This is a genomic window from Streptomyces flaveolus, from assembly GCF_044765825.1.
GTDB classification, from domain to species: Bacteria; Actinomycetota; Actinomycetes; order Streptomycetales; family Streptomycetaceae; genus Streptomyces; species Streptomyces flaveolus.
On the sequence record NZ_JBIWKU010000012.1, the window covers coordinates 69,606 to 94,819 of the forward strand.

Consider the following 25,214-nt stretch of genomic DNA (forward strand, 5'->3'; position numbering starts at 1 on the left):
CCCCGGTTGCTCCGGAGGGAGTCCCGGGGGCGTACGCGGTCAGCCGCGCGGTGCCTCGGGCCCGGCGGCGGAGCGGGCCTCCACCAGGGCGCGCAGGGCACGTGCGTCGGCGATGGCACGCTGCTTGGCGATGCCCGGCTGGATGCCGAGCACGGGCAGGCTGGTGCCGTCGCTGAGGTCGAGGAACACCCACGGGTCGCCGGCGCGGAGGTTGACCCGGAGGATCTCCGGCCACTCCAGGCGCCGCTTGGCCGTCAGGTTGACGACGGTGACGCCCGACTCGTCGGCGACGACCTTGGGCCGGGACAGCAGCAGCAGGACGCCGGCCAGGAAGAGGGCCGTCAGCACGAAGCTGAGGCGCTCCCCCGGGCCGAGGCCGTTGAGCAGCATGCCGACCGCCGACACGGTCACGACCGTGGCGACGGCAAGGCCGACGAGGACGGCGCGGGTGCGGCCCGGCCGGAAGGTGACGGGCAGGGCGGGCAGGTCCGGTCCGGCGCCCGACGGTGCGTCCGACATGGTGTGTGTGCTCCGGGTCACGCTGGAGGGCGGCGGGTCAGGGACTGCGGGTCAGAGACGGCAGGCGTGGATGGCCGTGGTCAGGATGGCCCGGGCGCCGATGTCGTACAGGTCGTCCATGATCCGCTGGGCCTCCTTGGAGGGGACCATGGCGCGGACGGCGACCCAGCCCTCGTTGTGCAGCGGGGAGACGGTCGGGGACTCCAGGCCGGGGGTGAGCGCGACGGCCTTCTCCAGCTGCTCGACGCGGCAGTCGTAGTCCATCATCACGTACGTCCGGGCCACCAGGACGCCCTGGAGGCGGCGCAGGAACTGCTGGACCTTGGGCTCCTCCGCGTCGGCTCCGGTACGGCGGATCACGACCGCCTCGGACTTCATGATGGGCTCGCCGAAGACCTCCAGGCCGGCGTTGCGCAGCGAGGTGCCGGTCTCGACGACGTCGGCGATGACCTCGGCGACGCCCAGCTCGATCGCGGTCTCGACGGCGCCGTCGAGGTGGACGACGGAGGCGTCGACGCCGTTCTCGGCGAGGTGGCCCGCGACGATGCCCTCGTAGGAGGTGGCGACGGTCCTGCCCTTGAGGTCCTCGATGCCGCTCGCGGTACCCGGCTTGGCGGCGAAGCGGAAGGTGGAGCGGGCGAAGCCGAGCGGGAGGATCTCCTCCGCGCGGGCGCCGGAGTCGACCAGCAGGTCGCGGCCGGTGATGCCGATGTCGAGGCGGCCGGAGGAGACGTAGATCGCGATGTCGCGGGGGCGGAGGTAGAAGAACTCCACCTCGTTCACCGGGTCGACGATGCGCAGTTCCTTGGACTCGCGGCGCTGCTGGTAGCCGGCCTCATGCAGCATCTCCCCCGCGGGGCCTGACAGGGAACCCTTGTTGGGGACGGCGATGCGCAGCATGAGGTCGGCTTCCTTTGTGTGAAGGGGTGCAGGGGAAAGCTGTGGGCTTCAGAGGTGGGCGTAGACGTCGTCCAGGGAGATCCCGCGGGCGACCATCATCACCTGGACGTGGTACAGCAGCTGGGAGATCTCCTCGGCCGCCGCCTCCTTGCCCTCGTACTCGGCGGCCATCCAGACCTCGGCGGCCTCCTCGACGACCTTCTTGCCGATGGCATGGACCCCCTTGTCCACCAGTTCGGCGGTGCGGGAGGTGGCGGGGTCGCCGTTCGCGGCCTTGTGCTGGAGCTCGGTGAAGAGCTCCTCGAAAGTCTTCTTGGACATGGTGGCGCCCACTTTACGCGTAGTACCGACCGGCCTAACGCCACGGTTCGGATACTGAGCGGAGCGTGGCCGCCGTGGCGACGGCCGCGGTCACCGCCTCGTGACCCTTGTCCTCGGTGGAGCCCTCGATGCCGGCCCGGTCCAGGGCCTGCTCCTCGGTGTCGCAGGTCAGCACGCCGAACCCGACGGGCACGCCGGTGTCGACGGAGACCTGGACCAGGCCCTGGGTCACGCCCTGGCACACGTAGTCGAAGTGGGGGGTGCCGCCGCGGATGACGACGCCGAGAGCGACGATCGCGTCGTAGCCGCGGCCCGCGAGGACCTTGGCGACCACCGGGAGCTCGAAGCTGCCGGGGACCCTGAGCAGGGTCGGCTCGTCGATCCCCAGCTCGTGCAGGGCGCGCAGGGCGCCGTCCACCAGTCCGTCCATCACCTTGTCGTGCCACTGTGCCGCGATGACGGCGACCCGCAGGTCACCCACGTTGCGTACGGACAGCTCCGGTGCACCCTTGCCGCTCACGTGTCTCCTTGAATCCTTGCTCGCTGCGCTTACTGGTTGCCGCAGGTGGACACGGGCGTCGTGTCCAGCCAGGGCAGGTCGTGTCCCATCCGGTCCCGCTTGGTGCGCAGGTAGCGGAGGTTGTGCTCGCCGGCCTGGACGGGCATCGGCTCCCGGCCGGTGACGTCGATGCCGTGCCGTTCGAGGGCGGCGGACTTGTCGGGGTTGTTGGTCATCAGCCGCACGGCGCGCACGCCGAGGTCGGCGAGGATCTGGGCGCCGGCGCCGTAGTCGCGGGCGTCGGCGGGCAGGCCGAGTTCCAGGTTGGCGTCGAGGGTGTCCCGGCCGCGCTCCTGGAGTTCGTAGGCGCGCAGCTTGGACATCAGGCCGATGCCGCGTCCCTCGTGGCCGCGGAGGTAGACCACCACTCCCCTGCCCTCGGCCTGGATGCGGTCGAGGGAGGCGTCCAGCTGGGGGCCGCAGTCGCAGCGCTGGGAGCCGAAGACGTCGCCGGTGAGGCACTCGGAGTGGATACGAACCAGGACGTCCTCGCCGTCGCCGATCTCGCCGTGGACGAGGGCGACGTGCTCGACGCCGTCGACCGTGGAGCGGTAGCCGTACGCCGTGAACTCGCCGTGCCGGGTCGGCAGGTGGACCTCGGCCTCGCGGCGGACGGTGGGCTCGGCGCTGCGGCGGTAGGCGATCAGGTCCTCGATGGAGATGATCGTCAGGCCGTGCTTGCGGGCGAACGGGATCAGCTCGGGCAGCCGCAGCATGCGCCCGTCCTCGCCGGCGATCTCCACGATGGCGCCGGCCGGGCGCAGGCCCGCGAGGCGGGCGAGGTCGACGGCGGCCTCGGTGTGGCCGTTGCGGACCAGCACGCCGCCGGAGCGGGCGCGCAGCGGGAAGATGTGGCCGGGCCGGACCAGGTCGTCCGGCCCGGCGGTGCCGCTCGCCAGGAGTTGGAGGGTGGTGGCGCGGTCGGAGGCCGAGATGCCGGTGCTCACCCCGTGGGCGGCGGTGGCGTCCACGGAGACCGTGAACGCGGTCTTCATCGACTCGGTGTTGTCGTCGACCATCTGCGGGAGCCGGAGCCGGTCCAGTTCGTCGCCCTCCATGGGGGCGCAGATCAGACCGCGGCACTCGCTCATCATGAAGGCGACGATCTCCTCGGTCGCCTTCTCGGCGGCGATGACGAGGTCGCCCTCGTTCTCGCGGTTCTCGTCGTCGACCACGACGACCGGGCGGCCGGCCGCGATGTCGGCGATGGCCTGTTCGACGGGGTCGAGGGCGAGGTCCTCGGGGCCGTCGGGGGTGTAGAGGATGGGTGCCGTACTCATGCGGGCGCTCCTTCCGGGACGGGCCGCGTCGTGTTGCGGGAACGCAGCCACCAGTCGCGCAGGCCCCACAGGACGAGCGCGCCGTAGAGGACGTAGACGAAGCCGGAGAAGGCGAAGCCGTTGGCGAAGTTCAGCGGGACGCCGACCAGGTCGACGAGCAGCCAGGCGAACCAGAACTCGACCATGCCGCGGGCCTGGGCGTACATGGCGACGACGGTGCCGACGAAGATGTACGCGTCCGGCCACGGGTCCCAGGACAGGGTCGGGAAGGCGGTGAACAGGCCGCCGACCGCGAGGGTGCCGACGGCGGCGGCACCTGCCAGGGCGCCGCGTTCGCGCCAGGTGGCGAAGCGGACGGCGATCGATCCGTCCTGGCTCTGCTGCCGGCCGCGGTTCCACTGCCAGAAGCCCCAGGCGGCGACGACCATGACGACGATCTGCTTGCCGGCGCTGCCGGAGAGGTGGGCGGTGGCGAAGGCCGTGAAGAGGATCAGCCCGGAGACGAACTGCACGGGCCAGGTCCATATCGAGCGCCGCCAGCCGAGGGCGAGGCCGAGCAGGCCGATCACGTTGCCGATCATGTCCGACCACTTGATGTGCTGGTCGAAGAGCGTGAAGGCCTCAGAGTTGAGCCAGTTCACTTGGTGCCCCCCTGGGCGCCGAGCAGCCGCTCGACGTACTTGGCGATGACGTCCACCTCGAGGTTGACCGGGTCGCCGGGCTGCTTGTGGCCGAGCGTGGTCAGGGCGAGGGTGGTGGGGATGAGGCTGACGGTGAAGAAGTCGGGGCCGGCGTCGACGACGGTGAGACTGATGCCGTCGACGGTGATGGAGCCCTTCTCGACGACGTAGCGCGCCAGGCCGGCGGGCAGGGAGATCTTCACGATCTCCCAGTGCTCGGAGGGCTTGCGCTCGATGATCTCGCCGGTGCCGTCGACGTGGCCCTGCACGATGTGGCCGCCGAGCCGGGCGCCCACGGCGGTGGGGCGCTCCAGGTTGACGCGGGAGCCGACGGCGAGGACTCCGAGGCTGGAGCGGTTCAGGGTCTCGGCCATCACGTCGGCCGTGAACTCGTCGCCGTCGTGGTCGACGACGGTGAGGCAGACGCCGTTGACGGCGATGGAGTCGCCGTGCCGTGCCCCCTCGGTGACCACGGGGCCGCGCAGACGGAAGCGACAGGCGTCGTCGAGGGTCTCGACAGCGGTGATCTCGCCCAGCTCTTCGACGATTCCGGTGAACACTTCCCGGGTCCTCCTGCCTCTTCGGGCACGGACTCCGGGGCTGCCGACGAACGACAGAAAGGACGAACGAGGACACCGGGAGCGACGCCGGACGGGGCCCGCCCGTGACGGACGAGCCCAGAGATCGGCGGCGCGCACGTATGCTCGCCCGCCGCGCACTGCCTCCCATCCGGACTTTAACCGTCGGTCCAGGAATTTCACCTGGTCAACCGGCCGCTGGAAGCGACCGGGTCGCGGACTGTAACCGCCGGTTCGGACTTTCACCGACCCCGGAGTGCGCTGCTTCTGGTACAGGGCCAGTGTGCCACGACCGGCACACACTCAAGCCGACGGAGGGTGTGGGGTGGCTCACAGAGCGCTTCGACGGGTCGTCCGGTCGCGGTACACCCACCGCCGCGCGTACCCAACTCCCCAACCGTCCCACCCTCTTGAGATTGGTCCATACCTATTGACTCACTGGTCTAGTCCTCTCTAGGGTCTGCGCAACTTCCGTGGAGAGGAACCGACTGTGCCTTCCCCCTCACGCTCCAGAACCCGCCACCGGGCGAGACCGGCCCTGTTCGCCGGCGCCGCCGCCGTCGCCGGCCTGGTGCTCGCCGGACTCCCGGCGACCGTCTCGCACGCCGCCGACCAGGAGACCTGTCGCCCCGACGGGCTCTACCGGACACCCGGAGTCGACGTCCCCTACTGCTCGGTCTACGACGCCGAGGGCCGGGAGAAGATGGGCGCCGACCACCCGCGGCGGGTGATCGGCTACTTCACGGGCTGGCGCACCGGCAAGGACGGCAAGCCCGCCTACCTGGCCTCCGACATCCCCTGGGACAAGGTCACGCACATCAACTACGCGTTCGCGCACATCGACGGGGCCAACAAGCTCTCCGTCGGCTCGGACGGCGCGACGAACCCCGCGACGGGGATGACGTGGCCGGGCGTCGGCGGCGCCGAGATGGACCCGGGCCTCCCCTACAAGGGCCATTTCAACCTGCTGAACAAGTTCAAGAAGCAGCACCCGAACGTCAAGACGATGATCTCGGTGGGCGGCTGGGCCGAGACGGGCGGCTACTTCAAGGACGACGGCACGCGCGCGGACTCGGGCGGCTTCTACTCGATGGCCACCAACGCCGACGGCTCGGTCAACCAGGCCGGCATCGACACCTTCGCGGACTCGGCCGTCGACTTCGTCCGCAGGTACGGCTTCAACGGCGTCGACATCGACTACGAGTACCCGACGACGATGAAGGACGCGGGCAACCCGCTCGACTGGTCCTTCGCCAACGGCCGCCGGGCCGGGCTGGTCAAGGGCTACGCGGCGCTGATGAAAACGCTCCGCGAGAGGCTCGACCGCGCGGGGGCCGCGGACGGCAGGCACTACCTCCTCTCCGTCGCCGCGCCGTCCTCCGGATACCTGCTGCGCGGCATGGAGACCTTCCAGGTCCAGAAGTACCTGGACTACGTCAACATCATGTCGTACGACCTGCACGGCGCCTGGAACGAGTACGTCGGCCCCAACGCCTCGCTCTTCGACGACGGCAAGGACGCCGAACTCGCCGCCGCGGGCGTCTACTCCACGTCCCAGTACGGCGGCATCGGCTACCTCAACACCGACTGGGCCTACCACTACTTCCGCGGCTCGATGCCGGGCGGGCGCATCAACATCGGGCTGCCGTACTACACGCGGGGCTTCAAGAACGTCACCGGCGGCACCGACGGGCTGTGGGGCAGGGCCCCCGCCACGAACTGCCCGGCGGGGTCCGGTCTGACCAAGTGCGGTGACGGCGCGGTCGGCATCGACAACCTGTGGCACGACCTGGACGGCAACGGCAAGGAGTCGCCCGCCGGGTCCAACCCGATGTGGCACGCCAAGAACCTGGAGAAGGGCGTCGTCGGCGACTACCTGACCGACTACGGCTTCCCGGCCGGAACCAGGCTGACCGGGACCTACGCCCGCAAGTACGACGCCACGCTGGTCGCGCCGTGGCTGTGGAACGCGGAGAAGAAGGTCTTCCTGTCCACCGAGGACGAGCAGTCCGTCAAGGCCAAGGCGGACTACGTCGTGGACCGCGGCATCGGCGGCACGATGGTGTGGGAGCTCGCGGGCGACTACGCCTGGAACGCGGGCACGGGGCAGTACGAACCGGGCTCGACGCTGACCAGCACGATGTACGACACCTTCAAGTCGGCCTCCCCGTACGGGGCGAAGCGGTCCGCGGCCGGTCTGCCGGCCGAGGCGCTGGACATCGGCGTGGAGTTCGGGCAGTTCCCGCTCGGCGACTCCAACTACCCGATCGGCCCGAAGCTGAAGATCACCAACAACTCGGGCACGACGCTGCCCGGCGGCACGGAGTTCCAGTTCGACTACGGCACCTCCGCGCCCGGCAACGCCAAGGACCAGTCCGGCTGGGGCACCACGGTCATCCGCAGCGACCACACGGGCTCCAACGTCGGCGGGCTGAAGGGCGACCACCACCGTGTCTCGCTGAAGCTGCCGGCCTGGCAGTCGCTGGCGCCGGGCGCCTCCGCCACGGTGGACTTCGTGTACTACCTGCCGGTGTCGACGCCGTCGAACTGGACGGTGACGTTCGGCGGGAAGTCGTACGCCCTGGCCGGTGACCTGGCCCGGGGCACCACCGTGGTGAAGCCCGGTACGCCGACCCCGACGCCCACGCCGACGGGCACCGGGTCCCCGGGCCCGACCCCCGGCCCGACGGGCGGCACCGGTCAGTGCGCCGCACCGGCCTGGAGCGCGGCCGACTCGTACGGCGGGGGCATCACGGTGTCCCACGGGGGGCACTCCTGGAAGTCCAAGTGGTGGACGAAGGGCGAGGAACCCGGCACCACCGGGGAGTGGGGCGTCTGGCAGGACCTCGGCGCCTGCTGAACCCCCCGCAGGACCGGCCCGGCGGCGGTGACGACGGCCCTTGCCCGCCGTCGGGCCACCCAAACGCGGCAACGGGCCGGTCCGGCCCGGTGTCACGTTTTCGGCGTGCTGTTCCGTCCAAGCCGACGACAGGGTGTTCCACTCGGGGACACCACCCGTTCGAAGGGGCTGAACAGCATGACCACGATCCTGGTGACCGGCGGCACCGGCACCCTCGGCCGGCTCGTCACCGAGCGGCTGCGCGGGGACGGGCACGAGGTGCGGGTGCTCAGCCGGCACGCCCAGCCGTACGCCGTCGACCTGCGCAAGGGCGGCGCCGGCCTGGACACGGCGCTCGACGGCGTCGACACGGTCGTGCACTGCGCGACCACGCAGACCGGCGGGGACGAGCGGGCGGCCACGAACCTGCTGGCGGCGGCCCGACGGGCCGGGGTACGGCACCTGGTGTACATCTCGATCGTCGGCGTCGACCGGGTGCCGCTCGGCTACTACCGCGCCAAGCTGGCCGTCGAGCGGCTCGTCGAGGAATCCGGGCTCGGCTGGACGGTGCTGCGGACGACGCAGTTCCACGACCTGGTGGTGCGGCTGCTGCAGGGCCTGGCCAAGCCGCCGGTCATGCTGGTGCCGGCGAAGGTCGCCGACCAGCCGGTCGAGGTGCGGGAGGTCGCGGACCGGCTCGCCGAGCCGGCGGCCGGCGAACCCGCCGGGCGGCTCCCGGACCTGGGCGGTCCGCAGGTGCGGAGCTTCGAGTCGCTCGCCCGCGCCTACCTGGCGGCCACGGGACGCCGCCGGACCGTAGTGAACGTGCCGCTCGCCGGGAAGACCTACCGTGCGTTCCGCTCGGGCGGCCACCTGGCACCGGAGAGGGCGCTGGGCAAGGGCACCTTCGAGGAGTACCTGACCGCACGGTTCGGGCGCGGGGCCGGGGGTGCGCGGCGCGACTGAGCGGAGCAGGCCGCTGCACGGGGCCGACGGGGCGCGGGCGACGCCGCTGGTGGGAGCACGGCGTCCCCGGGCGGCCGGGGCTGGGGGTGTCGTTCGGATCAGGCCGACTCCAGGCAACGGTGCCTCGCAACCGGCCCGAGCGGGGACTGGTGCGTGCAGCCGCAAGGCGGAGGAGGGTGCCAGGGCGGAGCCCCGGCAACCGACGACAACGCCGCGGATGCGCGTGCCAGACCCCGCGACCCCGGCACGGTCCACAGAGGCCCCTAGCGCTCCGGTGGTCCGAACAGGTCGTCCTGGGCGCGGTCCCGGGCCGTCAGCAGCGCCCCGCGCAGTACGGCGCCGCCGCCCAGGGTGCCGGCGCGCACCTCGGTGGCGAGCGGTGACATCCGGGCGAGGCGGTCCTGCACGCGGGCGGCGAGTGTGCCGCCGCCCGCCCGCCCGGTCTCGCCGGCGAGCACGACACAGCCGGGGTCCAGGACGGAGACGACGGCGGCGGCCCCGAGCGCGATCCGGTCGGCGAGGACGTCGAGGAACCGCCCGGCCGACGGGTCGGTGCCGGCCCCGCGTACCGCCGCCCGCACCAGCGCGGCCGCGTGCGGCTCCCCCGCCACGGGGTCCGCCGTCACGCCGTGCCGCGCCGCGAGGGCGGCCACCGCCGCCGCCCCGGTCACGGAGTGGAAACCGCCCTCGCAGTCGGTGGCCGACGGCACGCCCGACGTGCCGGGCACCGGCAGGAAGCCCAGCTCGCCCGCGCCGCCGGAGACGCCGCGCCGCAGGACGCCGTCGAGGACGACCGCGCCTCCGACGCCCAGACCGAGCCACAGCAGGACGAACGTGTCCCGGTCGCGGGCCGCCCCGTCGCGCTGCTCGGCCAGGGCGGCAAGGTTGGTCTCGTTCTCGACGCCGACCCGCGCCCCGGGCAGCCGCTCCCGCAGCGCGGCCACCAGGCGGCGGTGCCACTCGGGCAGGCCGGTGGAGTCGTGGAGTTCACCGCTGGCCGGGTCGATCAGGCCGGGGGCGCCGACGCAGACGGTGTGCAGCCGGTCGGCGCCCGCCTCCTTCGCCGCGCGCTCGACCAGGCTGACCGCCTGTTCCACCGCGGGGCCCGTACCGGTGCCGTCGCCGATCGGCACGGACGCCTCGGTGAGGACCCGGCCGAGCAGGTCCGACACGAGGACGGAGACGCTCTCGGTGCGCACGTCGAGGGCGGCCAGGTGGGCCCGGCCGGCGACGATGCCGTACAGCCTGGCGTTCGGCCCGCGGCGCTGCTCTCCCGACTCCCCGGTCACCTCGATCAGACCGGAGGCGGTGAGGCGTTCGACGAGGTCGGCCACGGTGGGCCGGGAGAGGCCGGTCAGCTGCTTCAGCTGGGTGGCCGTCAACGGGCCCTCCTGCTGGAGCAGACGCAGGGCGAGCCGGTCGTTGATGGCCCGGGCGGTGCTCGGGGATGCGGGCATGCCGGGATCCTTCCAGATCGACGGGCGGAGGGTCGCGCCGAGAACTCACTATCTATCAGGCAGGGTTCCTGATAGTTTACGCGGCGCGACGGAGCAGGGGACCTGACCCGAGCCGATTTCGACGGAGGAGCCCAGAATGAGCGCAGTGGTCTACGCGCACAGTGAGGTGAGGCGCGCCCGGTACGCCGTGGCCGCCGTGTTCGCCGTGCACGGCGCGGTCACCGGCTCGTTCGCGACCCGGGTGCCGTGGATCCAGGACCACGCCGGGGTGAGCGCGGGCCAGCTGGGGCTGGCACTGGCGTTCCCCGCGCTCGGTGCCTCCGTCGCCATGCCGCTGGCCGGCAGCGTCAGTCACCGCTTCGGCGCCCGCACCGCCCTGCGCGGCTTGCTCGCCCTGTGGACGCTGGCGCTGGTCCTGCCCTCCCTCGCCCCGAACCTGCTCACCCTGTGCCTCGCGCTGTTCGTCTACGGCGCCTCGGCGGGCATGTCGGACGTGGCGATGAACGCGCTCGGTGTCGAGGTGGAGAACCGGCTGAACAAGTCGATCATGTCCGGGCTGCACGGCATGTGGAGCGCGGGAGCCCTGATCGGCTCGGCGGCCGGTACGCTCGCCGCCCATCTGGGCGCGGACGCGCGGCTGCACCACGTCCTCGCCGCGGGGGTGCTGACGGTGCTGGGACTGGTGGCCTGCACCTGGGTGCTGGACCTCCAGCCCGCCGAGGACGAGGACCCGCCGCCGCGGTTCGCGCTGCCGCCCAGGTCGGCGCTGCTGATCGGCGCGGTCGGGTTCTGCGCGGTGTTCGCGGAGGGCGCGAGCCTGGACTGGTCGGCGGTCTACCTGCGGGACCAGCTGGAGACCTCCGCCGGTCTCGCGGCGGCCTGCACCACGGGCTTCACGCTCACCATGGCCGTGGCCCGGCTCGCCGGGGACAAGGTCGTGGACCGCTTCGGCGCCGTGCGCACGGTCCGGGTGAGCGGCGTGCTGGCCACGCTCGGCGGCCTGCTCGTGGTCCTCGGCGGCCATCCGGCGGTGGCGATGACCGGCTTCGCGCTGATGGGCCTCGGCATCGCCGTGGTCGTCCCGCTGTGCTTCGCGGCGGCGGGCCGGGCCGGCTCCAACCCGAGCCTCGCCATCGCGGGCGTCGCGACCATCACGTACACGTCCGGACTGGTGGCGCCGAGTGCGATCGGCGGCCTGGCGCAGGCGACCAGCCTGGTGGTGTCGTTCGGCCTGGTGACCGTGCTGGCCTGCTGTCTGGTGGTGTTCGCGAAGGTCCTGCGCGCCGGCGACCGCAACCGGCCGAAGATCAGTCCGCCGAGCGCAGCAGTGCCCGACCGGCAGCCCTGAAGGCCTCGCTCCACGGCGCCGGGCGCAGCGTTGCGGAGTCCAGCCGGACCAGCACCCGGGTGCCGCGGGCGTACGTGGTGGCGCCGTCCGCCGAGCAGAACCGGAAGCCGTAGGTCAGTCCGGTCGTGCCGAGCCGCTCCAGCCAGAGGTGGACGGCGTACGCGCCCGGCTTCGTGACCGGCGCCTCGTAGCTGACCGTCAGCTCCTTGACCGCGTTGCAGGCGTCGCCGGCCGCCGCCCAGTCGCCCTCGAAGCGGAAGCCGTGCTCGGTCCACAGCTCGGCCCAGGCCCGCTCGACCATCACGGGGTAGCGGGCGTTGTGCAGCAGCCCGAGCGCGTCCAGGTCGTCGAAGTGGACGGTGACGGGGACGAGCCTGCCGTAGGACAGGGCGGGGGCGGCGGGGGCTTCGGCGGTCACGGGCGGGACTCCTGGTCTTGCTCGGCTGTGCTCACGTACGGCGGATCCCCTCCATCCTAAGCGGACGCTCAGCGGCGTCGGCGGTGGGGAAGCCCTGGTCAGCAGGGGGCGTGGCGCAGAGGACGGCCGGCTACCCCTGACAATGGTGCGGACAGTCCTCACGTACAGAAGAAAGCGAAACCTCACCATGGACCTCGGCGTGCGCTGGAAGCTGCACGGGGACGGGAAGGTTCCCGCCCCCGGAGCGGTGGTCCGCCCCGACGAACGGCTCTCGTGGCCCCGCACGGCCGGGCTCGGCGCCCAGCACGTGGTGGCCATGTTCGGGGCGTCCTTCGTGGCTCCGGTCCTGATGGGCCTGGACCCCAACCTCGCGATCATGATGTCGGGCGTGGCGACCGTCATCTTCCTGCTCGCCACCCGCGGCCGGGTGCCGAGCTACCTCGGCTGCTCACTCTCCTTCGTCGGCGTCGCCGCCGTGATCCGGGCGCAGGGCGGCACCAGTGCCACGGTCACCGGCGCGGTGCTCGTGGTCGGCGCCGCGCTGTTCCTGGTGGGTCTCGCGGTGCAGCGGTTCGGGGCGCGGATCATCCACGCCGCGATGCCGCCGATCGTCACCGGCGCGGTGGTCATGCTGATCGGCTTCAACCTGGCGCCGGTCACCGCCTCCACCTACTGGCCGCAGGACCAGTGGACGGCCCTGCTGGTGATGCTGTTCACCGGTCTGGCCGTGGTCTGCCTGCGCGGTTTCTGGTCCCGGATCGCGATCTTCCTGGGGCTGGTCTTCGGCTACGCGCTGTCCTGGGCCCTGGACCAGATCTTCGGGAAGATCCACTCGGTGGACGGCAGCGGCAAGGTCACCGACCACTGGCGGCTGGACTTCTCCGCCGTGGGGCACGCCGACTGGATCGGGCTGCCGTCCTTCCACGGGCCGAGCTTCGAGTGGTCGGCGATCCTGGTCGCCCTGCCCGTCGTCATCGCGCTGATCGCGGAGAACGCCGGGCACGTCAAGGCGGTCGGCGAGATGACCGGCGACTCCCTCGACGACAAGCTGGGCACGGCGATCTCCGCGGACGGCGTCGGCTCGATGCTGTCCACCGCGGTCGGCGGCCCGCCCAACACCACGTACTCCGAAAACATCGGCGTGATGGCCGCCACCCGGGTCTACTCGACGGCCGCCTACTGGGCCGCCGCCGGTTTCGCCCTGCTGTTCGGCATCTGCCCCAAGTTCGGCGCGGTCGTCGCCGCGATCCCCGGCGGCGTGCTCGGCGGCATCACGGTCATCCTGTACGGCATGATCGGCCTGCTCGGCGCGCAGATCTGGATCAACGCCAAGGTGGACCTGCGCAACCCGCTCAACCTGGTGCCGGCCGCCGCGGGCATCATCATCGGCGTCGGCAACGTCAGCATGAAGTTCACCGACACCTTCTCCCTCAGCGGCATCGCGCTGGGCACCCTGGTCGTCATCACCGGCTACCACGCCCTGCGCGCCTTCGCCCCGGCCCACCTCAAGACGCAGCAGCCGCTGCTGGACGAGGGGACGTCGTCCTACGACGCGGAGACGGACGAGGAGACGGACGAGAAGGCGGACCGGAAGCCCGGCGACGCCGGTTCTCAGCGCGCCAAGTCGTAGGCGTACGACGGGGTGAAGGTCCCCGGCGACCCCTTGCAGCCGTCCGACTCCCCCGGCAGCTTCACCCACAGGTAGGCGTCGATGCGCCCCATGCCGGTGCTCAGGGTCGGCGCGCGGCCCAGCTTGCGGCCGTCGGGGTCGCACCACTCGCCGTCGGGCGGGGCGCCGTTGCCGTTGCGGCTGGTGTCGATGACGGCGCCCAGGCTCGCCGGGCCGCCGAGGGCGTCGAGGACCGCGCGGTCGTGGGCGACCTCGTCGGCGGTGGTGTGGAAGTTGGAGACGTTGCTGAAGACGCCGTCCGAGGACTCGGCCGAGGCGGCACCGGCCTGCTTCAGCCACCCCGCCTGCTTGGCGGGCGTGTGCCAGCCGGAGTGGCCCGCGTCGAAGTAGACGCGCGCCTTCGGATCGGCTTCCTTCATGACACGGCCGGCCCGGGCCAGGGAGGCGAAGCGGTCGGCCCGCTCACCGGCGGACAGGCACTCGGCCTGGGCCACCGAGTCGGGCTCCAGGACGACGATGACCTCGCCGGAGCCCAGCCCCGCGGCGAACCGGTCGATCCAGTCGTCGTAGGCGTCGAGGTCCGGCGCCCCGCCCTCCGAGTACCCGCCGCAGTCGCGGTCGGGTATCACGTACGGCACGACCACCGGCACCCGGCCCTGGGCGGCTCCGCCCGAGGTGACCGCGCGGACCCGGGAGGTGATGTTCTCCGGCGAGAAGTCGGCGAACCACACCGCGGCCGGGTGGTCGGCTATGCGGGACTCGATGACGTCCTGGCGTGGGTCGTCGGGATGGGCCCGGACCCATTCGAGGACCTGGGAGTCGGGGTGCCGGTAGAGCCCGGCGGAGACCGCGGTGGTGCGGGGCTTCTTCCGTTCGGTCTTCTTCGGCGAGGGGCTGGGGCTCGCCTTCCTCGAAGCGGACGGCGAGGCGGAGACCGAGGGCGAGGGCGACGCCGAGGCGGACGGGGTCGGCGCGACGGGCAGGGAGTCCAGCCGCGGCGACCGCGTCATCTGCGGCCGTGCCTCGTCAGCGCCGCGGTCGTCGTCGCCGAGCGCGGTCAGCATGCCGGTCGCGGTACCGACCGCGACGACGACGGACGCCGCCGCGACCATCGCGCTGCGGCGGGCGGCACGCCTGCGCTCGGTCCTGCGAGCGGCCAGGCGCCGGGCACGAAGGCCTGACACGTACGGTTCCCCCTCCCCCGCACGGCGGGCGCGTTCCCCCGTTCTGGGGAAGCGTCGGGCCCGCCGGCACTCCCGTCACCCTAAAGCTGCGACCCTGCCGCCATGGCGCACTGCGAGCAAGTCCCGACGGCCGCCCGGACGGTGGACACGGTCCTCACCCGGATGCGCGCCCTCGACGCCACGCTGCCCGCGCGGGACGGGGTGGCCGTCTTCAACGGCGTCTACCTGGCCGTCACGGAGGCCCTCGACCGGCACATCGACCACGGTCTGTTCCCGGACGTCCGGGCCGCGATCGCGCTGGACGTGCGGTTCGCGGAGCGCTATCTGGCCGCCGTCGACGCCCTGGAGAGCGGGCGCCGGCCGCCCGCGTGCTGGCGGCCCCTGTTCCAGTTCCGCCGCCATCCCGGCGTACGACCGCTGCAGTTCGCGCTGGCGGGCATCAACGCGCACATCGGGCACGACCTCGCGCTGGCCGTGGTGGACACCTGTCGTACGCTCGGCTGCGAACCCGTCGACCTGGAGGACGAGTTCGACCGGGTGGGTGATCTCCTCGTGTCGCTGGAGGAGCGCATCCGCGACGAGCTGATGCCGGGTCCCGACCTCCTCCAGATCGCCGACCCGCTGACCCATCTGCTCGGCTCCTGGAGCCTGGAGCGCGCCCGCGACGCCACCTGGGCCGCGGCCCGGGCGCTGTGGGCGCTGCGCCGGATGCCCGACGTGGCCGGGGAGTTCACCGAGCGGCTGGACGCGGCGGTGGGCTTCGCGGGCCGCATGCTGCTCACCCCGCTGCCGGACTGACCCGGCCGGTGCTCCCGGTGCGTAACCCCGGAACTCCCGTGCATGCGCGGTACGTTGGCCCCTCGGGCAACATCGCACCCCGACTGCGAAGGAGCACCCAGGCATGACGACCCGGCTCGGACTCGGCCTCCCCCAGATGCGCCAGTACGACATCGGCAAGGACGTCCCGGACGTGGCACGCGCGGCGGAACGGATGGGCTACGAGAGCCTGTGGGTCTTCGAACGGGCCCTGTTCCCCGAGCCCGCCACCCAGGGGCTGTACGGCATCGAGGGCCTGCCCTGGCCCGACACGTACCGGAACGTGGCCGAGCCGCTGGTCACCCTGACGCTCGCCGCCGCGGTCACCGAGCGGGCCCGGCTGGGCACCAGCGTGCTGGTCGCCCCGCTGCACGTGCCGTTCCAGCTGGCGAAGTCGCTGGCCACGCTGGACGCGGCGAGCGGCGGCCGGGTGGTCGCGGGCTTCGGTACCGGCTGGTCCCACGACGAGTACGCGGCGGCGGCCGTACGGCCGTTCGCCGAGCGCGGCGCCGCCCTGGACGAGCTGATCGAGGTGTGCCGGGCGGTGTGGGGCCCGGACCCGGTGGTGTACGACGGGCACGTCACGAAGATCGCGTCCGCCGTGGTCGGCCCCAAGCCGGCCCGGCCGATCCCGATCATGCTGGCGGCGGGCAGCGGCCGGGCCCGGCGCCGGCTGGTCGACCACGCCGACGGCTGGCTGCCGACCGGCATGGGCGCCGAGGCCGTGGCCGAGCAGTGGCGCCTGCTGCGCGACCTCGCCGAGGAACGCGGGCGTACGGAGCCGATCCGGACGGTGCTGCGGGTCAACGCCCGCTACCGGGCGGCCGGCCAGGACGGCGCCGACCGCAGCCCCTTCCACGGCAGCGTCGACCAGATCGTCGAGGACCTGGCCGCCCACGCGGAGATCGGCCTCGACGAGATCCTCCTCGACCTCCAGGCCCCCCTGCGGGACGCCGAGGAGCTCAAGGACGTCGCCGCCGAGGTGTACGAGAAGGCCAGGGCGGCCGGGGTCTAGTCCTCGGGGAGCTCGACCGGGGCGATCTCGTCGTAGACGTCGCCCGGGCCGGGGTTGGTCGCGTCGGTCTCCCCGCCGAAGTGGTGCATGACGCCCCAGACCGCGTTCAGCGCGGTCTGGACGGCGCCCTCGGCCCAGCCGGCCGTCCAGGAGATGTCGTCGCCGGCCAGGAAGATGCCCCGCTTGTCCTCGGGCAGCTCCTCCTGCATGAAGTGCGTGAACAGGCGCCGCTGGTAGCGGTAGTGGCCCGGCAGGTTCGCCTTGAAGGCGCCCATGAAGTAGGGCTCGTTCTCCCAGGAGACCGTCACCGGGTTGCCGATGATGTGCTTCCGGATGTCGACCTTCGGGTAGATCTCGCCGAGCGACTTCAGCATGACCTCCATCCGCTCGTTCGCGGACAGCGGCAGCCACTTCAGGCTGTCGTCGCACCAGGTGTAGGAGAGGCAGATGACGGCGGGCTTGTCCGGGCCGTCGTCGAGCAGGTAGGTGCCGCGGGTCATGCGGTCGGTGAGCGTCATCGACATGACGTCCCGGCCGGTCTCCTCGTCCTTGTCCAGCCAGAAGGGCCGGTCCACGGGCACGAAGAGCTTGGAGCTCTCCATGTAGTGGGTGCGCTCGATCGCGGTCCAGTGGTCGATCGGGAAGAGCGAGTCGTCGCAGGCGATCTTGGAGAGCAGCATCCAGGACTGGGCGGTGAAGATCGCCGCCCGGTAGGTGCGGATGTCGCCGTCGGCGTCGGTCACGGTGATCCGGTTTCCGGCGGTGCGGGTCAGCCGGGTCACGGCCGGGCGCGGCTCGCCGTCCACGTGCAGGGACTTCAGCGAGGTCCCGTAGGGCCAGTGGACGATCTTCTCCGGCTCGCGCTCCCACAGGCGCAGCGGCAGCTGCTGGGAGCCGCCGACGATGCCGCGGTGGTGGTCGTCGGCCTCGGTGTAGACGACGCGGAGGATCTCCAGGATGGAGTTCGGGAAGTCGGTGTCCCAGCCACCGGTGCCGAAGCCGACCTGGCCGAAGATCTCGCGGTGCCGGAAGGACTTGAAGGCCTCGGAGTCGCAGAGGAAGCCGTAGAAGGTCTGGTTGTCGAGCTTCTCGACCAGCTTGGCCCAGATCTCGCGGATGCGCGGCACGTCGCGCTCGCGCAGGGCGCGGTTCATGTCGGAGAAGTCGGCGCCCTCCTCCAGGCACCGGGCCCAGGCGTCGGCGACGTCCCGGTAGACCTGCGGCAGGTCGTCGAGCGTCTCGGCGTAGTGCGACTCGCCCTTGAGGTCGACGACGGTCGAGGGCGTCGCCTCGGCGAGGGGGTTGGGGAAGGAGCGGGTCTCGAGCCCCACCAGGTCGATGTAGTGCTGGAGGGCGGTGGAGGACGGCGGGAAGCGCATCGCGCCCATCTCGGCGGTCAGCGAGGGGTCGCAGCCGTCGAAGCCGACGGTCCGCAGCCGGCCGCCGATCCGGTCCGCCTCGTAGACGACGGGCTTGAGGCCCATCTTCATCAGCTCGTAGGCGGCGACGATGCCGGACAGGCCACCGCCGATGACGGCGACCTCGCTGCCGTGCTCGGTCGCGGGTATCTGGCCGAGGCCGGCCGGGTGGGCGAGGAAGTCGTCGTACGCGTACGGGAAGTCCGGCCCGAACATGGTGATCGGCGGCTGCTGCTCGTCTGCGTGCTCGATCGCGTTGGGCACCGTGGACGTCATGGGGTACGGACTCCTTGCACAGGATGGAACGGGGGTGGCGGTGGGGGTTCAGACGAGGGACCCGTAGAGGCCGGGGCGGCGGTCCTTCAGATACGGGTTGGCCTCGCGTGAGGCGGCGAGGAAGGCCGGGTCGGCGTCGGCGAGGAGCAGTTCCCCGGTGCGCCCGGCCCGGGCGCGGGCGGTGCCGTCGGGGCCGGCGAGTACGGACAGCCCGACGAACTCGAACTCGCCCTCCGCGCCGACCCGGTTGACGTACGCCACGTACATCTGGTTCTCGAAGGCCCGCACGGGCACGACCGACTCGGCGACGAACTGGAACGGGTGCATCTGCGCGGTCGGCACGAGCAGCAGGTCGGTGCCGGCCAGGGCGTGGGCGCGCACGTTCTCCGGGAACTCGACGTCGTAGCAGATCATCAGGCCGACGGTCATGCCGTCCAGCTCGGCCTGCACGACCGGCTGCTCGCCGGGGACGAAGTGGTCGTGCTCGAAGCAGCCGAAGAGGTGGGTCTTGCGGTAGTTGGCGAGACGGGTGCCGTCGGCGGAGATCAGCTGGACGGAGTTGAAGACGCTCTCACCGGCCCGCTCGGGGTAGCCGTACGCGACGGCGAGGCCGTGACGCGTGGCGGTCTCCGCGATCGCGTCGGCGGCTTCGCCGTCGGCGGCCTCGGCGAGGCGGCCGATGTCGTCGCCGATCGCGTATCCGGTCAGGAACAGCTCGGAGGTGACGAGCAGCCCGGCACCCGCGGCGGCGGCGCGGCCCGCGGCCTCGTCGAGGACCTTGAGGTTCTCGACGGTGGAGCCGGGTCGGCCGGAGCTCTGGAGCAGGGCGGTGCGCATGCGTGTTCCTCACCGGGGGGAGGGGGTCGGGGGGCCAGATAGACGGTACGGTCGGCGGACTCGGCCGGACAAGAAGGAGCCGTTGCGCGCCGGTGAGCGGATCGTTGCGTCCGCCGGGCACCTGGCGGCGATTCGTTGCGCGCCTCGTCCGTCCGTCCCGGTCGGGTGCGGCCCGGCGCCGTCGGGCCCCGGGCGCGCGGACCCGATCCCGTCAGCCGATCGCCGGACTGCCGACAACACCCCGGCGATCCGCTGCGCCCGCACGGCCCCGTTCCCGCGCCCGTCCCTCCTCCCCGCGGCGCAGCCCCCGCCCGCCCTCCCCGCCGCGCGAGGGAGAGCGGCGCCGCCTCGGTGCGCTGTGGCGGGAGGGCCGCGCCGGAACAACGGTGACCGTTCAGTTCACCGGGTTCCGCCTGCGGAGAGGACCGCCGTGAGACGCCGTACGACGACCGCCGCGCTCACCGGCACCGCGAAGCCGTACCGGTCGGCAGGGGTGACTTCACGGTCGTGCCCTGGCGGCCGAAGCCGTGGTCCGGGTCCGGGCGGCCACCAGCACCACCGCCGTCAACAGGTACGGCACCGCGAAGACGGCGAACGCGGTGCCGTGCCCCGTCTCCGTCCCGACCACCGCGTACGCCCCGTACACCGCGACCGTGGCCAGCTCGGTGCCGAGCCCGGCCACGGAGGTGAGGGTCGCCCGGCCGGAGGCACCGATGCGTCGCTGGAGGCGTGCGTCGGCGAGCACGCTCGCCAGCTGGAAGCCGCCGAAGGCGACGGCGACCAGCGCCAGCCCCGGCGGCGTACCCGCGCCGGCACCCACGGCCAGGGCGAGCGCGGCACCGGCGAGCAGCCCGCCGAACCCCGCGTTGCCGAGCCGTTCGGCGGGTCCGGCCAGCAGGCCTCCGGCCGTGGCACCGGCCCAGATCAGCAGGAGCAGCCACGGCACGGTCGCCTCGGCCACGCCGGTGTCGCGCACCAGCAGGGGCGTGTACTCGTCGAGGGCGCCCCACACGGCCCCCACCGCCGGCACGAGCAGCAGCGCGCCGCGCACGGACCGGTCGGCGCGGGCCTCGGCGAGCCCGGACCGCAGGGTCGAGGCCCATCCGTCGCCGCCCGTCACCGGCGTACGGTGCTCGGGGAACCGGGTCGCCAGGGCCGCCGCCAGCAGGCAGACCAGGATGCTCGCCGCCCCCACGGCCGGGTAGCCGCCGTGGGCGAACACCGGCCCGGCCAGGCCCATCGCGGCCATCACGGCCACCAGCCCGGCCGAGCGGGCCCGGCCCATGACACGGGCGTACCGGTCGGCGGCGCCGAGCCGGTCGAGTTCGTCGTGGACCAGCGCCTCCAGCGCGCCGGACCCGAGCGCTCCCCCGGCGCCCCACAGGACGAAGCCGAGCGCGAACGCGCCGTAGGACGGGACGAGCACCCACAGGGCGAAGCCGGCGGCGGTGAGCAGCGGGCCGAGCCAGAGCAGCAGCCGCCGGGACACGGCGTCGGCCCAGGCGCCGGAGGGCACCTCCAGCAGGACGCCGGTGACCGACCACAGGGCGAAGAGTGAGGAGATCTGCCAGACGGACAGACCGGCGTCGCTGAAGAGCAGCGCGTACACCGGGTAGAGCAGGACGAAGTCGTCGAGGAACGCGTAGCCGTAGAGCGTGGCCGTCAGCCGCCGGTGACCGGCGGGCGGCACACGGGTGGGTGCGTGGGTCATGAGGCCTTCCCGAGGGAGCGGATCGGACACCGGAGGTACGGCGTCCGAGGCGGCCCTCGGGGGCGGGCACGGCTGGTGGATCAATGTCGCCAGGTCATGGCACCGATGGTAGACGGGACGGCACCCCGGGCGCAGCGCTTATGCGGGCGAGCCCGACGAGAAGCGCCGCAGCAGCGGCGAGAGCACCAGCACGGACTTGGTGCGTTCGACGAACGGCTCCCCGGCGATCCGCTCCAGGACGCGTTCGAAGTGCCGCATGTCGGCGGCGAAGACCTGGGCGATCGCGTCCGCGTCCCCGGTGACGGTGGACGCGGCCACGACCTCCTGGTAGCGCTCCAGTCCCCGCTGGATGGTCTCCGGCGAGGTGTTGCGGCGGCAGTAGATCTCGACGAACCCCTCGGTCTCCCAGCCGAGCGCGGCGGGGTCGACCCGCACGGTGAAGCCGGTGATGGCTCCGGTGGCGCGCAGCCTGTCCACGCGCCGTTTCACGGCGGGCGCGGACAGGCCGACCGACTGCCCGATGTCCGCGTAGGAGCGGCGGGCGTCCTCGGCGAGGGCGTGCACGATGCGTTCGTCGAGATCGTTCAGCACTGCGGGTCGTTCACTTCACTTCTGGTGCGCCCGGACCTCGGACGTGTCCGGCGTGGCGAGTCGGGAACGGCGATGGCCGTACACGAAGTAGAACACGAGCCCGGCGGCCATCCAGACACCGAAGACCACCCAGGTGATGGTGGACAGGCTGCCCATCATCCAGACGCAGAAGGCGAAGCCCAGCGCCGGCAGGACCGGGGACAGCGGCACCCGGAAGGTGCGGGGCATGTCCGGGCGGGACCGGCGCAGCACCACGACGGCCACGTTGACCAGGGCGAAGGCGAACAGGGTGCCGATGCTGGTGGCGTCGGCGAGCTGTCCCAGCGGGATGGCGGCGGCCAGGACTCCGCAGAACAGGGAGACGATCAGCGTGTTGGCGCGGGGCGCGCCGGTCTTCGGGTGGACCTTGGAGAACACCTTGGGCACCAGTCCGTCGCGGGACATGGCGAACAGGACGCGGGTCTGGCCGTAGAGGACGGTCAGCACGACGCTGGCGATGGCGACGACCGCGCAGAACGCCAGGAGGGTGCCCCAGAAGCTCTGCCCGGTGACGTCGGTCATGATCTGGGCGAGGGCGGCTTCGGAGTCGGTGAAGCCCTTCCACGGCTTGGCGCCGACGGCGACGGCGGCGACGAGGACGTACAGCAGGGTGACGATGACGAGGGAGAGCATGATCGCGCGGGGCAGGTCGCGCTGGGCGTTCTTCGCCTCCTCACCGGCGGTGGAGGCGGCGTCGAAGCCGATGTACGAGAAGAAGAGCGTCGCGCCGGCCGCGCTGACGCCGGCCATGCCGAGCGGCATGAAGTTCTCGTAGTTGCCGGAGCGGAAGCCCTGGACGCCGATGGCGCAGAACAGCACCAGCGCGGCGATCTTGACGACGACCATGACCGTGTTGGCGCGGGCGGACTCGCGGGCGCCGCCCAGCAGGAACGTCATGGCGAGGAGCACCACGATCAGCGCGGGCAGGTTGAAGATCCCGCCGTCGCCGGGCGGCGCCGAGAGGGCGTCCGGGATGGTGACGCCGATGGTGCCGTCGAGGAGTTCGTTCAGGTACTCGCCCCAGCCGACGGCGACGGCGGCGACGGAGACGCCGTACTCCAGGACCAGACACCAGCCGCAGATCCAGGCGACCAGTTCACCCATGGTCGCGTAGGCGTACGAGTACGAGGAGCCGGCGACCGGGATGGTGCCGGCCAGCTCGGCGTAGGACAGGGCCGAGAAGAGCGCCGTCAGACCGGCGATGACGAAGGAGAGGGTGACCGCCGGTCCGGCCTTGGGGACGGCCTCGCCGAGGACGACGAAGATGCCGGTGCCGAGGGTGGCGCCGATGCTGATCATCGTGAGCTGCCACAGGCCGAGGGAGCGGCGCAGGCTGCCGCCCTCGCCCTGGCCGCCCTCGGCGACCAGCCGCTCCACGGGCTTGCGGCGCATGAGGCGCGCGGCCAGCCCCGGGGACGTGGGGGTGACCGATGTGTCGTGGTGCGGGGGTGCGCCTTGGTCGAGCACGCGTTGACTCCTTTGTCGCTGCCGGTCGCGCCGCCCGGTTTCGGGCGCTCTCTCGCGGCGGGCTTCTGGAGCGGCGGGGACCGGCGGCGTCCCTCGCGGAAGCGGGAACCCACCGAGCGGGGTCCCCGCCACGCCACGTACAGCGAAGAACCCTATGAGCGCCGCGTTCCCCGGGTAATGCAGCAACCTTGCGCGTCTCCGCACGATCGTTGCGTTCGTCGGGGCGAGGCGTGTGTTCGTTGCGCGGGGACTGTCGAGCGTTGCACAGGGCCGGTTTCCGGGGGCGGACCGCAGGTGGAGCGGTGGTGGATCGAGCCTGGTCAGCGCCCGTCCGGATCGCCCGCGACGGCCCGCGCCTCGGCGGCGTCCGCGGCGTCGAAACCGATCTCGCCGGGCCGGCCGCGAGCGGCCTCCTGGGCGTCGATCCAGCGCAGGTGCGCCTCCCACGCGGCCTGCTTGCTGGTGCCCAGCGCGGCCCCGATCTGCGACCAGGAGGCGCCGGCCTCGCGGGCGGCGCGGACGGTGAGCTGACGGCCGTAGGCGGCCTTGCGGGCCACCACCTCGCTCAGGGCGAGCAGTTCCAGGAGCTGGGCGCGGTCCAGGGCCTCCTCGTCGCTGCCGTCCCCGGCCAGGGACTCCCGGGTGCGCAGCTCGTCGAGTCGGGCCACGGCGGTCAGCAGGGTGTACTGCGGCTCGATGCTCTGCGGTGTCGTCATGCGCCCAGCGTCTCGTCAGGATGGCTTGACGTCAAGCCATCCTGACGTGCGCGTAGCCGGGAACGACGAACGGCCTCCGCTCCTCCCGCGGGACGGGCGGAGCGGAGGCCGTACGAAACCCTGCGCGGATCAGCTCCAGCTGGCGTGCAGCGGCTTGCCCTCGGCGTAACCGGCGGCGCTCTGGATGCCGACGATGGCCTTCTCGGCGAACTCCTCCAGGGAGGCGGCACCGGCGTAGGTGCAGGAGGAGCGGACGCCCGCGATGATCGAGTCGATCAGGTCCTCGACGCCCGGCCGGGTCGGGTCGAGGAACATGCGGGAGGTGGAGATGCCCTCCTCGAACAGCGCCTTGCGGGCCCGGTCGTACGCCGACTCCTCCGAGGTGCGGTTGCGCACCGCGCGCGCGGAGGCCATGCCGAACGACTCCTTGTAGGGGCGCCCGTTGGCGTCGTGCTGGAGGTCGCCCGGGGACTCGTAGGTCCCGGCGAACCAGGAGCCGACCATCACGTTGGACGCGCCGGCCGCGAGGGCCATGGCCACGTCGCGCGGGTGGCGGATGCCGCCGTCGGCCCACACGTGCTTGCCGTACTTCTTCGCCTCGGCGGCGCACTCCAGGACGGCGGAGAACTGCGGCCGGCCCACGCCGGTCATCATGCGGGTGGTGCACATGGCGCCGGGGCCGACACCGACCTTGATGATGTCCGCGCCCGCCTCGATCAGGTCGCGCACGCCCTCGGCGGAGACGATGTTGCCGGCCACGATCGGCACCTGCGGGTCGAGGTCGCGCACCAGCTTGACGGCGCCGATCATCGACTCCTGGTGGCCGTGCGCGGTGTCGATGACGAGGGTGTCCACGCCCGCGTCGAGGAGCTGCTCGGCCTTGCCCGCCACGTCGCCGTTGATGCCGACGGCGGCGGCGATGCGGAGCCGGCCCTGTGCGTCGGTGGCCGGGGTGTACAGCGTGGCGCGCAGGGCGCCCTTGCGGGTGAGGATGCCGGCCAGGCGGCCGTCCTTGTCGACGGCGGGCGCGTAGCGGCGGTTGGCGGCGTCGAGGGTGTTGAAGGCCTCGCGCGGGTCCATGTCCGCGTCGATCAGGATCAGGTCCTTGGACATGACCTCTTCGAGCTGGGTGAAGCGGTCCACGCCGGTCAGGTCGGTGTCGGTGACCACGCCGACGGGCCTGTTGTCCTCGTCGACGACCACGCCGGCGTTGTGCGCGCGCTTGGGCAGCAGGGAGAGCGCGTCGGCGACGGTCTGGTGCGGGGCCAGCACGATCGGGGTGTCCAGGACGAGGTGGCGGCTCTTCACCCAGGTGACGACGTCGGTGACGACCTCGATCGGGATGTCCTGCGGGATGACCACGAGGCCGCCGCGACGGGCCACCGTCTCGGCCATGCGGCGCCCGGCGATGGCGGTCATGTTGGCGACGACCAGCGGGATGGTGGTGCCCGTGCCGTCCGGGGAGCCGAGGTCCACGCCCTGCCGGGAGCCGACGGCGGACCGGCTCGGCACCATGAAGACGTCGTCGTACGTCAGGTCGTACGAGGGCTGGATGTCATTGAGGAAACGCACGTGCTGCACATCCCAGTCGATCAGAGGTGGCCCCCGGACAGGTCAGCCAGGGGGAAAGAGCACGTACTTCATTGTCC

At 72.2% G+C, this 25,214-nt stretch carries 23 protein-coding genes and 1 riboswitch; of the genes, 6 read left to right on the forward strand and 17 right to left on the reverse strand.

The features are described from left to right. Nucleotides 1-39: 39 nt before the first annotated feature. From ACIRG6_RS30260 to ACIRG6_RS30290, 7 genes are read right to left on the reverse strand one after another with little or no spacing between them, the layout of a single operon-like run. Nucleotides 40-519: a PH domain-containing protein gene (locus ACIRG6_RS30260; protein ID WP_239770132.1), complete on the reverse strand. Its 480-nt coding sequence runs from the start codon at nucleotides 517-519 to the stop codon at nucleotides 40-42. 51 nt (nucleotides 520-570) lie between these two features. Beyond that, nucleotides 571-1,419, reverse strand: a complete 849-nt coding sequence (gene hisG / locus ACIRG6_RS30265; protein ID WP_189230676.1) for an ATP phosphoribosyltransferase — start codon at nucleotides 1,417-1,419, stop codon at nucleotides 571-573. A gap of 48 nt (nucleotides 1,420-1,467) precedes the next feature. Next, nucleotides 1,468-1,740 carry a phosphoribosyl-ATP diphosphatase gene (locus ACIRG6_RS30270; RefSeq protein WP_030951748.1) on the reverse strand — a complete coding sequence of 91 codons (273 nt, stop codon included), beginning with the start codon at nucleotides 1,738-1,740 and terminating at the stop codon, nucleotides 1,468-1,470. Nucleotides 1,741-1,774: 34 nt separating this feature from the next. Continuing rightward, a complete protein-coding gene (gene ribH / locus ACIRG6_RS30275; RefSeq protein ID WP_239770131.1) occupies nucleotides 1,775-2,260 on the reverse strand; it encodes a 6,7-dimethyl-8-ribityllumazine synthase in 486 nt (161 codons plus the stop codon). A 29-nt stretch (nucleotides 2,261-2,289) separates the two neighbouring features. Continuing rightward, on the reverse strand, nucleotides 2,290-3,579 hold the full coding sequence (locus tag ACIRG6_RS30280; RefSeq protein ID WP_403325070.1) for a bifunctional 3,4-dihydroxy-2-butanone-4-phosphate synthase/GTP cyclohydrolase II: 1,290 nt from the start codon (nucleotides 3,577-3,579) through the stop codon (nucleotides 2,290-2,292). Then, the gene (locus ACIRG6_RS30285) at nucleotides 3,576-4,220 is read right to left on the reverse strand and encodes a nicotinamide mononucleotide transporter family protein (protein WP_359405536.1); all 645 of its coding nucleotides are present in this window, start codon (nucleotides 4,218-4,220) and stop codon (nucleotides 3,576-3,578) included. Before ACIRG6_RS30285 ends, ACIRG6_RS30280 begins: the two co-directional genes overlap by 4 nt. Next, nucleotides 4,217-4,819 carry a riboflavin synthase gene (locus tag ACIRG6_RS30290; RefSeq protein ID WP_350723253.1) on the reverse strand — a complete coding sequence of 201 codons (603 nt, stop codon included), beginning with the start codon at nucleotides 4,817-4,819 and terminating at the stop codon, nucleotides 4,217-4,219. The genes ACIRG6_RS30285 and ACIRG6_RS30290 overlap by 4 nt, the downstream gene beginning before the upstream one ends. A 151-nt stretch (nucleotides 4,820-4,970) precedes the next feature. After that, a riboswitch (FMN riboswitch) is annotated at nucleotides 4,971-5,101 on the reverse strand. Between the two features lie 226 nt (nucleotides 5,102-5,327). Here ACIRG6_RS30290 and ACIRG6_RS30295 point away from each other — a divergent pair. Together ACIRG6_RS30295 and ACIRG6_RS30300 are read left to right on the forward strand one after the other, a co-directional pair. Beyond that, nucleotides 5,328-7,697 (forward strand): chitinase C-terminal domain-containing protein, encoded by a 2,370-nt coding sequence (locus tag ACIRG6_RS30295; RefSeq protein ID WP_403325071.1) that lies wholly within the window; start codon nucleotides 5,328-5,330, stop codon nucleotides 7,695-7,697. 177 nt (nucleotides 7,698-7,874) lie between these two features. Continuing rightward, on the forward strand, nucleotides 7,875-8,642 hold the full coding sequence (locus tag ACIRG6_RS30300; protein ID WP_403325072.1) for an SDR family oxidoreductase: 768 nt from the start codon (nucleotides 7,875-7,877) through the stop codon (nucleotides 8,640-8,642). A 263-nt stretch (nucleotides 8,643-8,905) separates the two neighbouring features. Here ACIRG6_RS30300 and ACIRG6_RS30305 read toward each other — a convergent pair whose 3' ends face one another. Then, on the reverse strand, nucleotides 8,906-10,099 hold the full coding sequence (locus tag ACIRG6_RS30305) for an ROK family transcriptional regulator (RefSeq protein ID WP_364680853.1): 1,194 nt from the start codon (nucleotides 10,097-10,099) through the stop codon (nucleotides 8,906-8,908). 136 nt (nucleotides 10,100-10,235) lie between these two features. Between ACIRG6_RS30305 and ACIRG6_RS30310 the strand changes: the two genes are divergently transcribed. Continuing rightward, nucleotides 10,236-11,447 (forward strand): MFS transporter, encoded by a 1,212-nt coding sequence (locus ACIRG6_RS30310; protein WP_318217722.1) that lies wholly within the window; start codon nucleotides 10,236-10,238, stop codon nucleotides 11,445-11,447. Here ACIRG6_RS30310 and ACIRG6_RS30315 read toward each other — a convergent pair. After that, nucleotides 11,407-11,865: an acyl-CoA thioesterase gene (locus tag ACIRG6_RS30315; protein WP_318217723.1), complete on the reverse strand. Its 459-nt coding sequence runs from the start codon at nucleotides 11,863-11,865 to the stop codon at nucleotides 11,407-11,409. The genes ACIRG6_RS30310 and ACIRG6_RS30315 overlap by 41 nt on opposite strands. Nucleotides 11,866-12,052: 187 nt before the next feature. Between ACIRG6_RS30315 and ACIRG6_RS30320 the strand changes: the two genes are divergently transcribed. After that, nucleotides 12,053-13,495 carry a uracil-xanthine permease family protein gene (locus tag ACIRG6_RS30320; RefSeq protein ID WP_350723244.1) on the forward strand — a complete coding sequence of 481 codons (1,443 nt, stop codon included), beginning with the start codon at nucleotides 12,053-12,055 and terminating at the stop codon, nucleotides 13,493-13,495. Here the strand turns inward: ACIRG6_RS30320 and ACIRG6_RS30325 are convergent. Further along, nucleotides 13,477-14,607 (reverse strand): glycoside hydrolase family 6 protein, encoded by a 1,131-nt coding sequence (locus ACIRG6_RS30325; RefSeq protein WP_403325105.1) that lies wholly within the window; start codon nucleotides 14,605-14,607, stop codon nucleotides 13,477-13,479. The genes ACIRG6_RS30320 and ACIRG6_RS30325 overlap by 19 nt on opposite strands. 174 nt (nucleotides 14,608-14,781) lie before the next feature. Between ACIRG6_RS30325 and ACIRG6_RS30330 the strand changes: the two genes are divergently transcribed. Then, complete coding sequence (locus ACIRG6_RS30330; RefSeq protein WP_239770121.1) at nucleotides 14,782-15,477, forward strand: DUF5995 family protein; 696 nt, start codon at nucleotides 14,782-14,784, stop codon at nucleotides 15,475-15,477. Nucleotides 15,478-15,580: 103 nt separating this feature from the next. Further along, on the forward strand, nucleotides 15,581-16,510 hold the full coding sequence (locus ACIRG6_RS30335) for an LLM class F420-dependent oxidoreductase (RefSeq protein ID WP_364680857.1): 930 nt from the start codon (nucleotides 15,581-15,583) through the stop codon (nucleotides 16,508-16,510). Here the strand turns inward: ACIRG6_RS30335 and ACIRG6_RS30340 are convergent. The 7 genes from ACIRG6_RS30340 to ACIRG6_RS30370 form a co-directional block, all read right to left on the reverse strand. Next, a complete protein-coding gene (locus ACIRG6_RS30340; protein ID WP_225635313.1) occupies nucleotides 16,507-18,204 on the reverse strand; it encodes a flavin monoamine oxidase family protein in 1,698 nt (565 codons plus the stop codon). The two genes, ACIRG6_RS30335 and ACIRG6_RS30340, sit on opposite strands and share 4 nt — an antisense overlap. Before the next feature lie 48 nt (nucleotides 18,205-18,252). Next, on the reverse strand, nucleotides 18,253-19,041 hold the full coding sequence (locus ACIRG6_RS30345; protein ID WP_403325073.1) for a carbon-nitrogen hydrolase family protein: 789 nt from the start codon (nucleotides 19,039-19,041) through the stop codon (nucleotides 18,253-18,255). Nucleotides 19,042-19,540: 499 nt separating this feature from the next. Then, nucleotides 19,541-20,752, reverse strand: a complete 1,212-nt coding sequence (locus ACIRG6_RS30350; protein WP_364821466.1) for an MFS transporter — start codon at nucleotides 20,750-20,752, stop codon at nucleotides 19,541-19,543. 138 nt (nucleotides 20,753-20,890) lie between these two features. Beyond that, complete coding sequence (locus ACIRG6_RS30355; RefSeq protein WP_189230661.1) at nucleotides 20,891-21,343, reverse strand: Lrp/AsnC family transcriptional regulator; 453 nt, start codon at nucleotides 21,341-21,343, stop codon at nucleotides 20,891-20,893. Nucleotides 21,344-21,358: 15 nt separating this feature from the next. Next, nucleotides 21,359-22,849, reverse strand: a complete 1,491-nt coding sequence (locus ACIRG6_RS30360; protein WP_318217730.1) for an amino acid permease — start codon at nucleotides 22,847-22,849, stop codon at nucleotides 21,359-21,361. A 320-nt stretch (nucleotides 22,850-23,169) separates the two neighbouring features. After that, complete coding sequence (locus ACIRG6_RS30365; RefSeq protein WP_318217731.1) at nucleotides 23,170-23,565, reverse strand: hypothetical protein; 396 nt, start codon at nucleotides 23,563-23,565, stop codon at nucleotides 23,170-23,172. 129 nt (nucleotides 23,566-23,694) lie between these two features. After that, a complete protein-coding gene (locus ACIRG6_RS30370) occupies nucleotides 23,695-25,137 on the reverse strand; it encodes a GuaB1 family IMP dehydrogenase-related protein (protein WP_318217732.1) in 1,443 nt (480 codons plus the stop codon). Nucleotides 25,138-25,214 lie beyond the last annotated feature (77 nt).

Coding starts and splice junctions, on each gene's coding strand:
- ACIRG6_RS30260 (WP_239770132.1), bottom strand. CDS start 519: ATGTCGGACGCACCGTCGGGCGCCGGACCGGACCTGCCCGCCCTGCCC.
- hisG (WP_189230676.1), bottom strand. CDS start 1,419: ATGCTGCGCATCGCCGTCCCCAACAAGGGTTCCCTGTCAGGCCCCGCG.
- ACIRG6_RS30270 (WP_030951748.1), bottom strand. CDS start 1,740: ATGTCCAAGAAGACTTTCGAGGAGCTCTTCACCGAGCTCCAGCACAAG.
- ACIRG6_RS30280 (WP_403325070.1), bottom strand. CDS start 3,579: ATGAGTACGGCACCCATCCTCTACACCCCCGACGGCCCCGAGGACCTC.
- ACIRG6_RS30300 (WP_403325072.1), top strand. CDS start 7,875: ATGACCACGATCCTGGTGACCGGCGGCACCGGCACCCTCGGCCGGCTC.
- ACIRG6_RS30305 (WP_364680853.1), bottom strand. CDS start 10,099: ATGCCCGCATCCCCGAGCACCGCCCGGGCCATCAACGACCGGCTCGCC.
- ACIRG6_RS30310 (WP_318217722.1), top strand. CDS start 10,236: ATGAGCGCAGTGGTCTACGCGCACAGTGAGGTGAGGCGCGCCCGGTAC.
- ACIRG6_RS30320 (WP_350723244.1), top strand. CDS start 12,053: ATGGACCTCGGCGTGCGCTGGAAGCTGCACGGGGACGGGAAGGTTCCC.
- ACIRG6_RS30325 (WP_403325105.1), bottom strand. CDS start 14,607: ATGGTCGCGGCGGCGTCCGTCGTCGTCGCGGTCGGTACCGCGACCGGC.
- ACIRG6_RS30330 (WP_239770121.1), top strand. CDS start 14,782: ATGGCGCACTGCGAGCAAGTCCCGACGGCCGCCCGGACGGTGGACACG.
- ACIRG6_RS30335 (WP_364680857.1), top strand. CDS start 15,581: ATGACGACCCGGCTCGGACTCGGCCTCCCCCAGATGCGCCAGTACGAC.
- ACIRG6_RS30340 (WP_225635313.1), bottom strand. CDS start 18,204: ATGACGTCCACGGTGCCCAACGCGATCGAGCACGCAGACGAGCAGCAG.
- ACIRG6_RS30345 (WP_403325073.1), bottom strand. CDS start 19,041: ATGCGCACCGCCCTGCTCCAGAGCTCCGGCCGACCCGGCTCCACCGTC.
- ACIRG6_RS30350 (WP_364821466.1), bottom strand. CDS start 20,752: ATGACCCACGCACCCACCCGTGTGCCGCCCGCCGGTCACCGGCGGCTG.
- ACIRG6_RS30365 (WP_318217731.1), bottom strand. CDS start 23,565: ATGACGACACCGCAGAGCATCGAGCCGCAGTACACCCTGCTGACCGCC.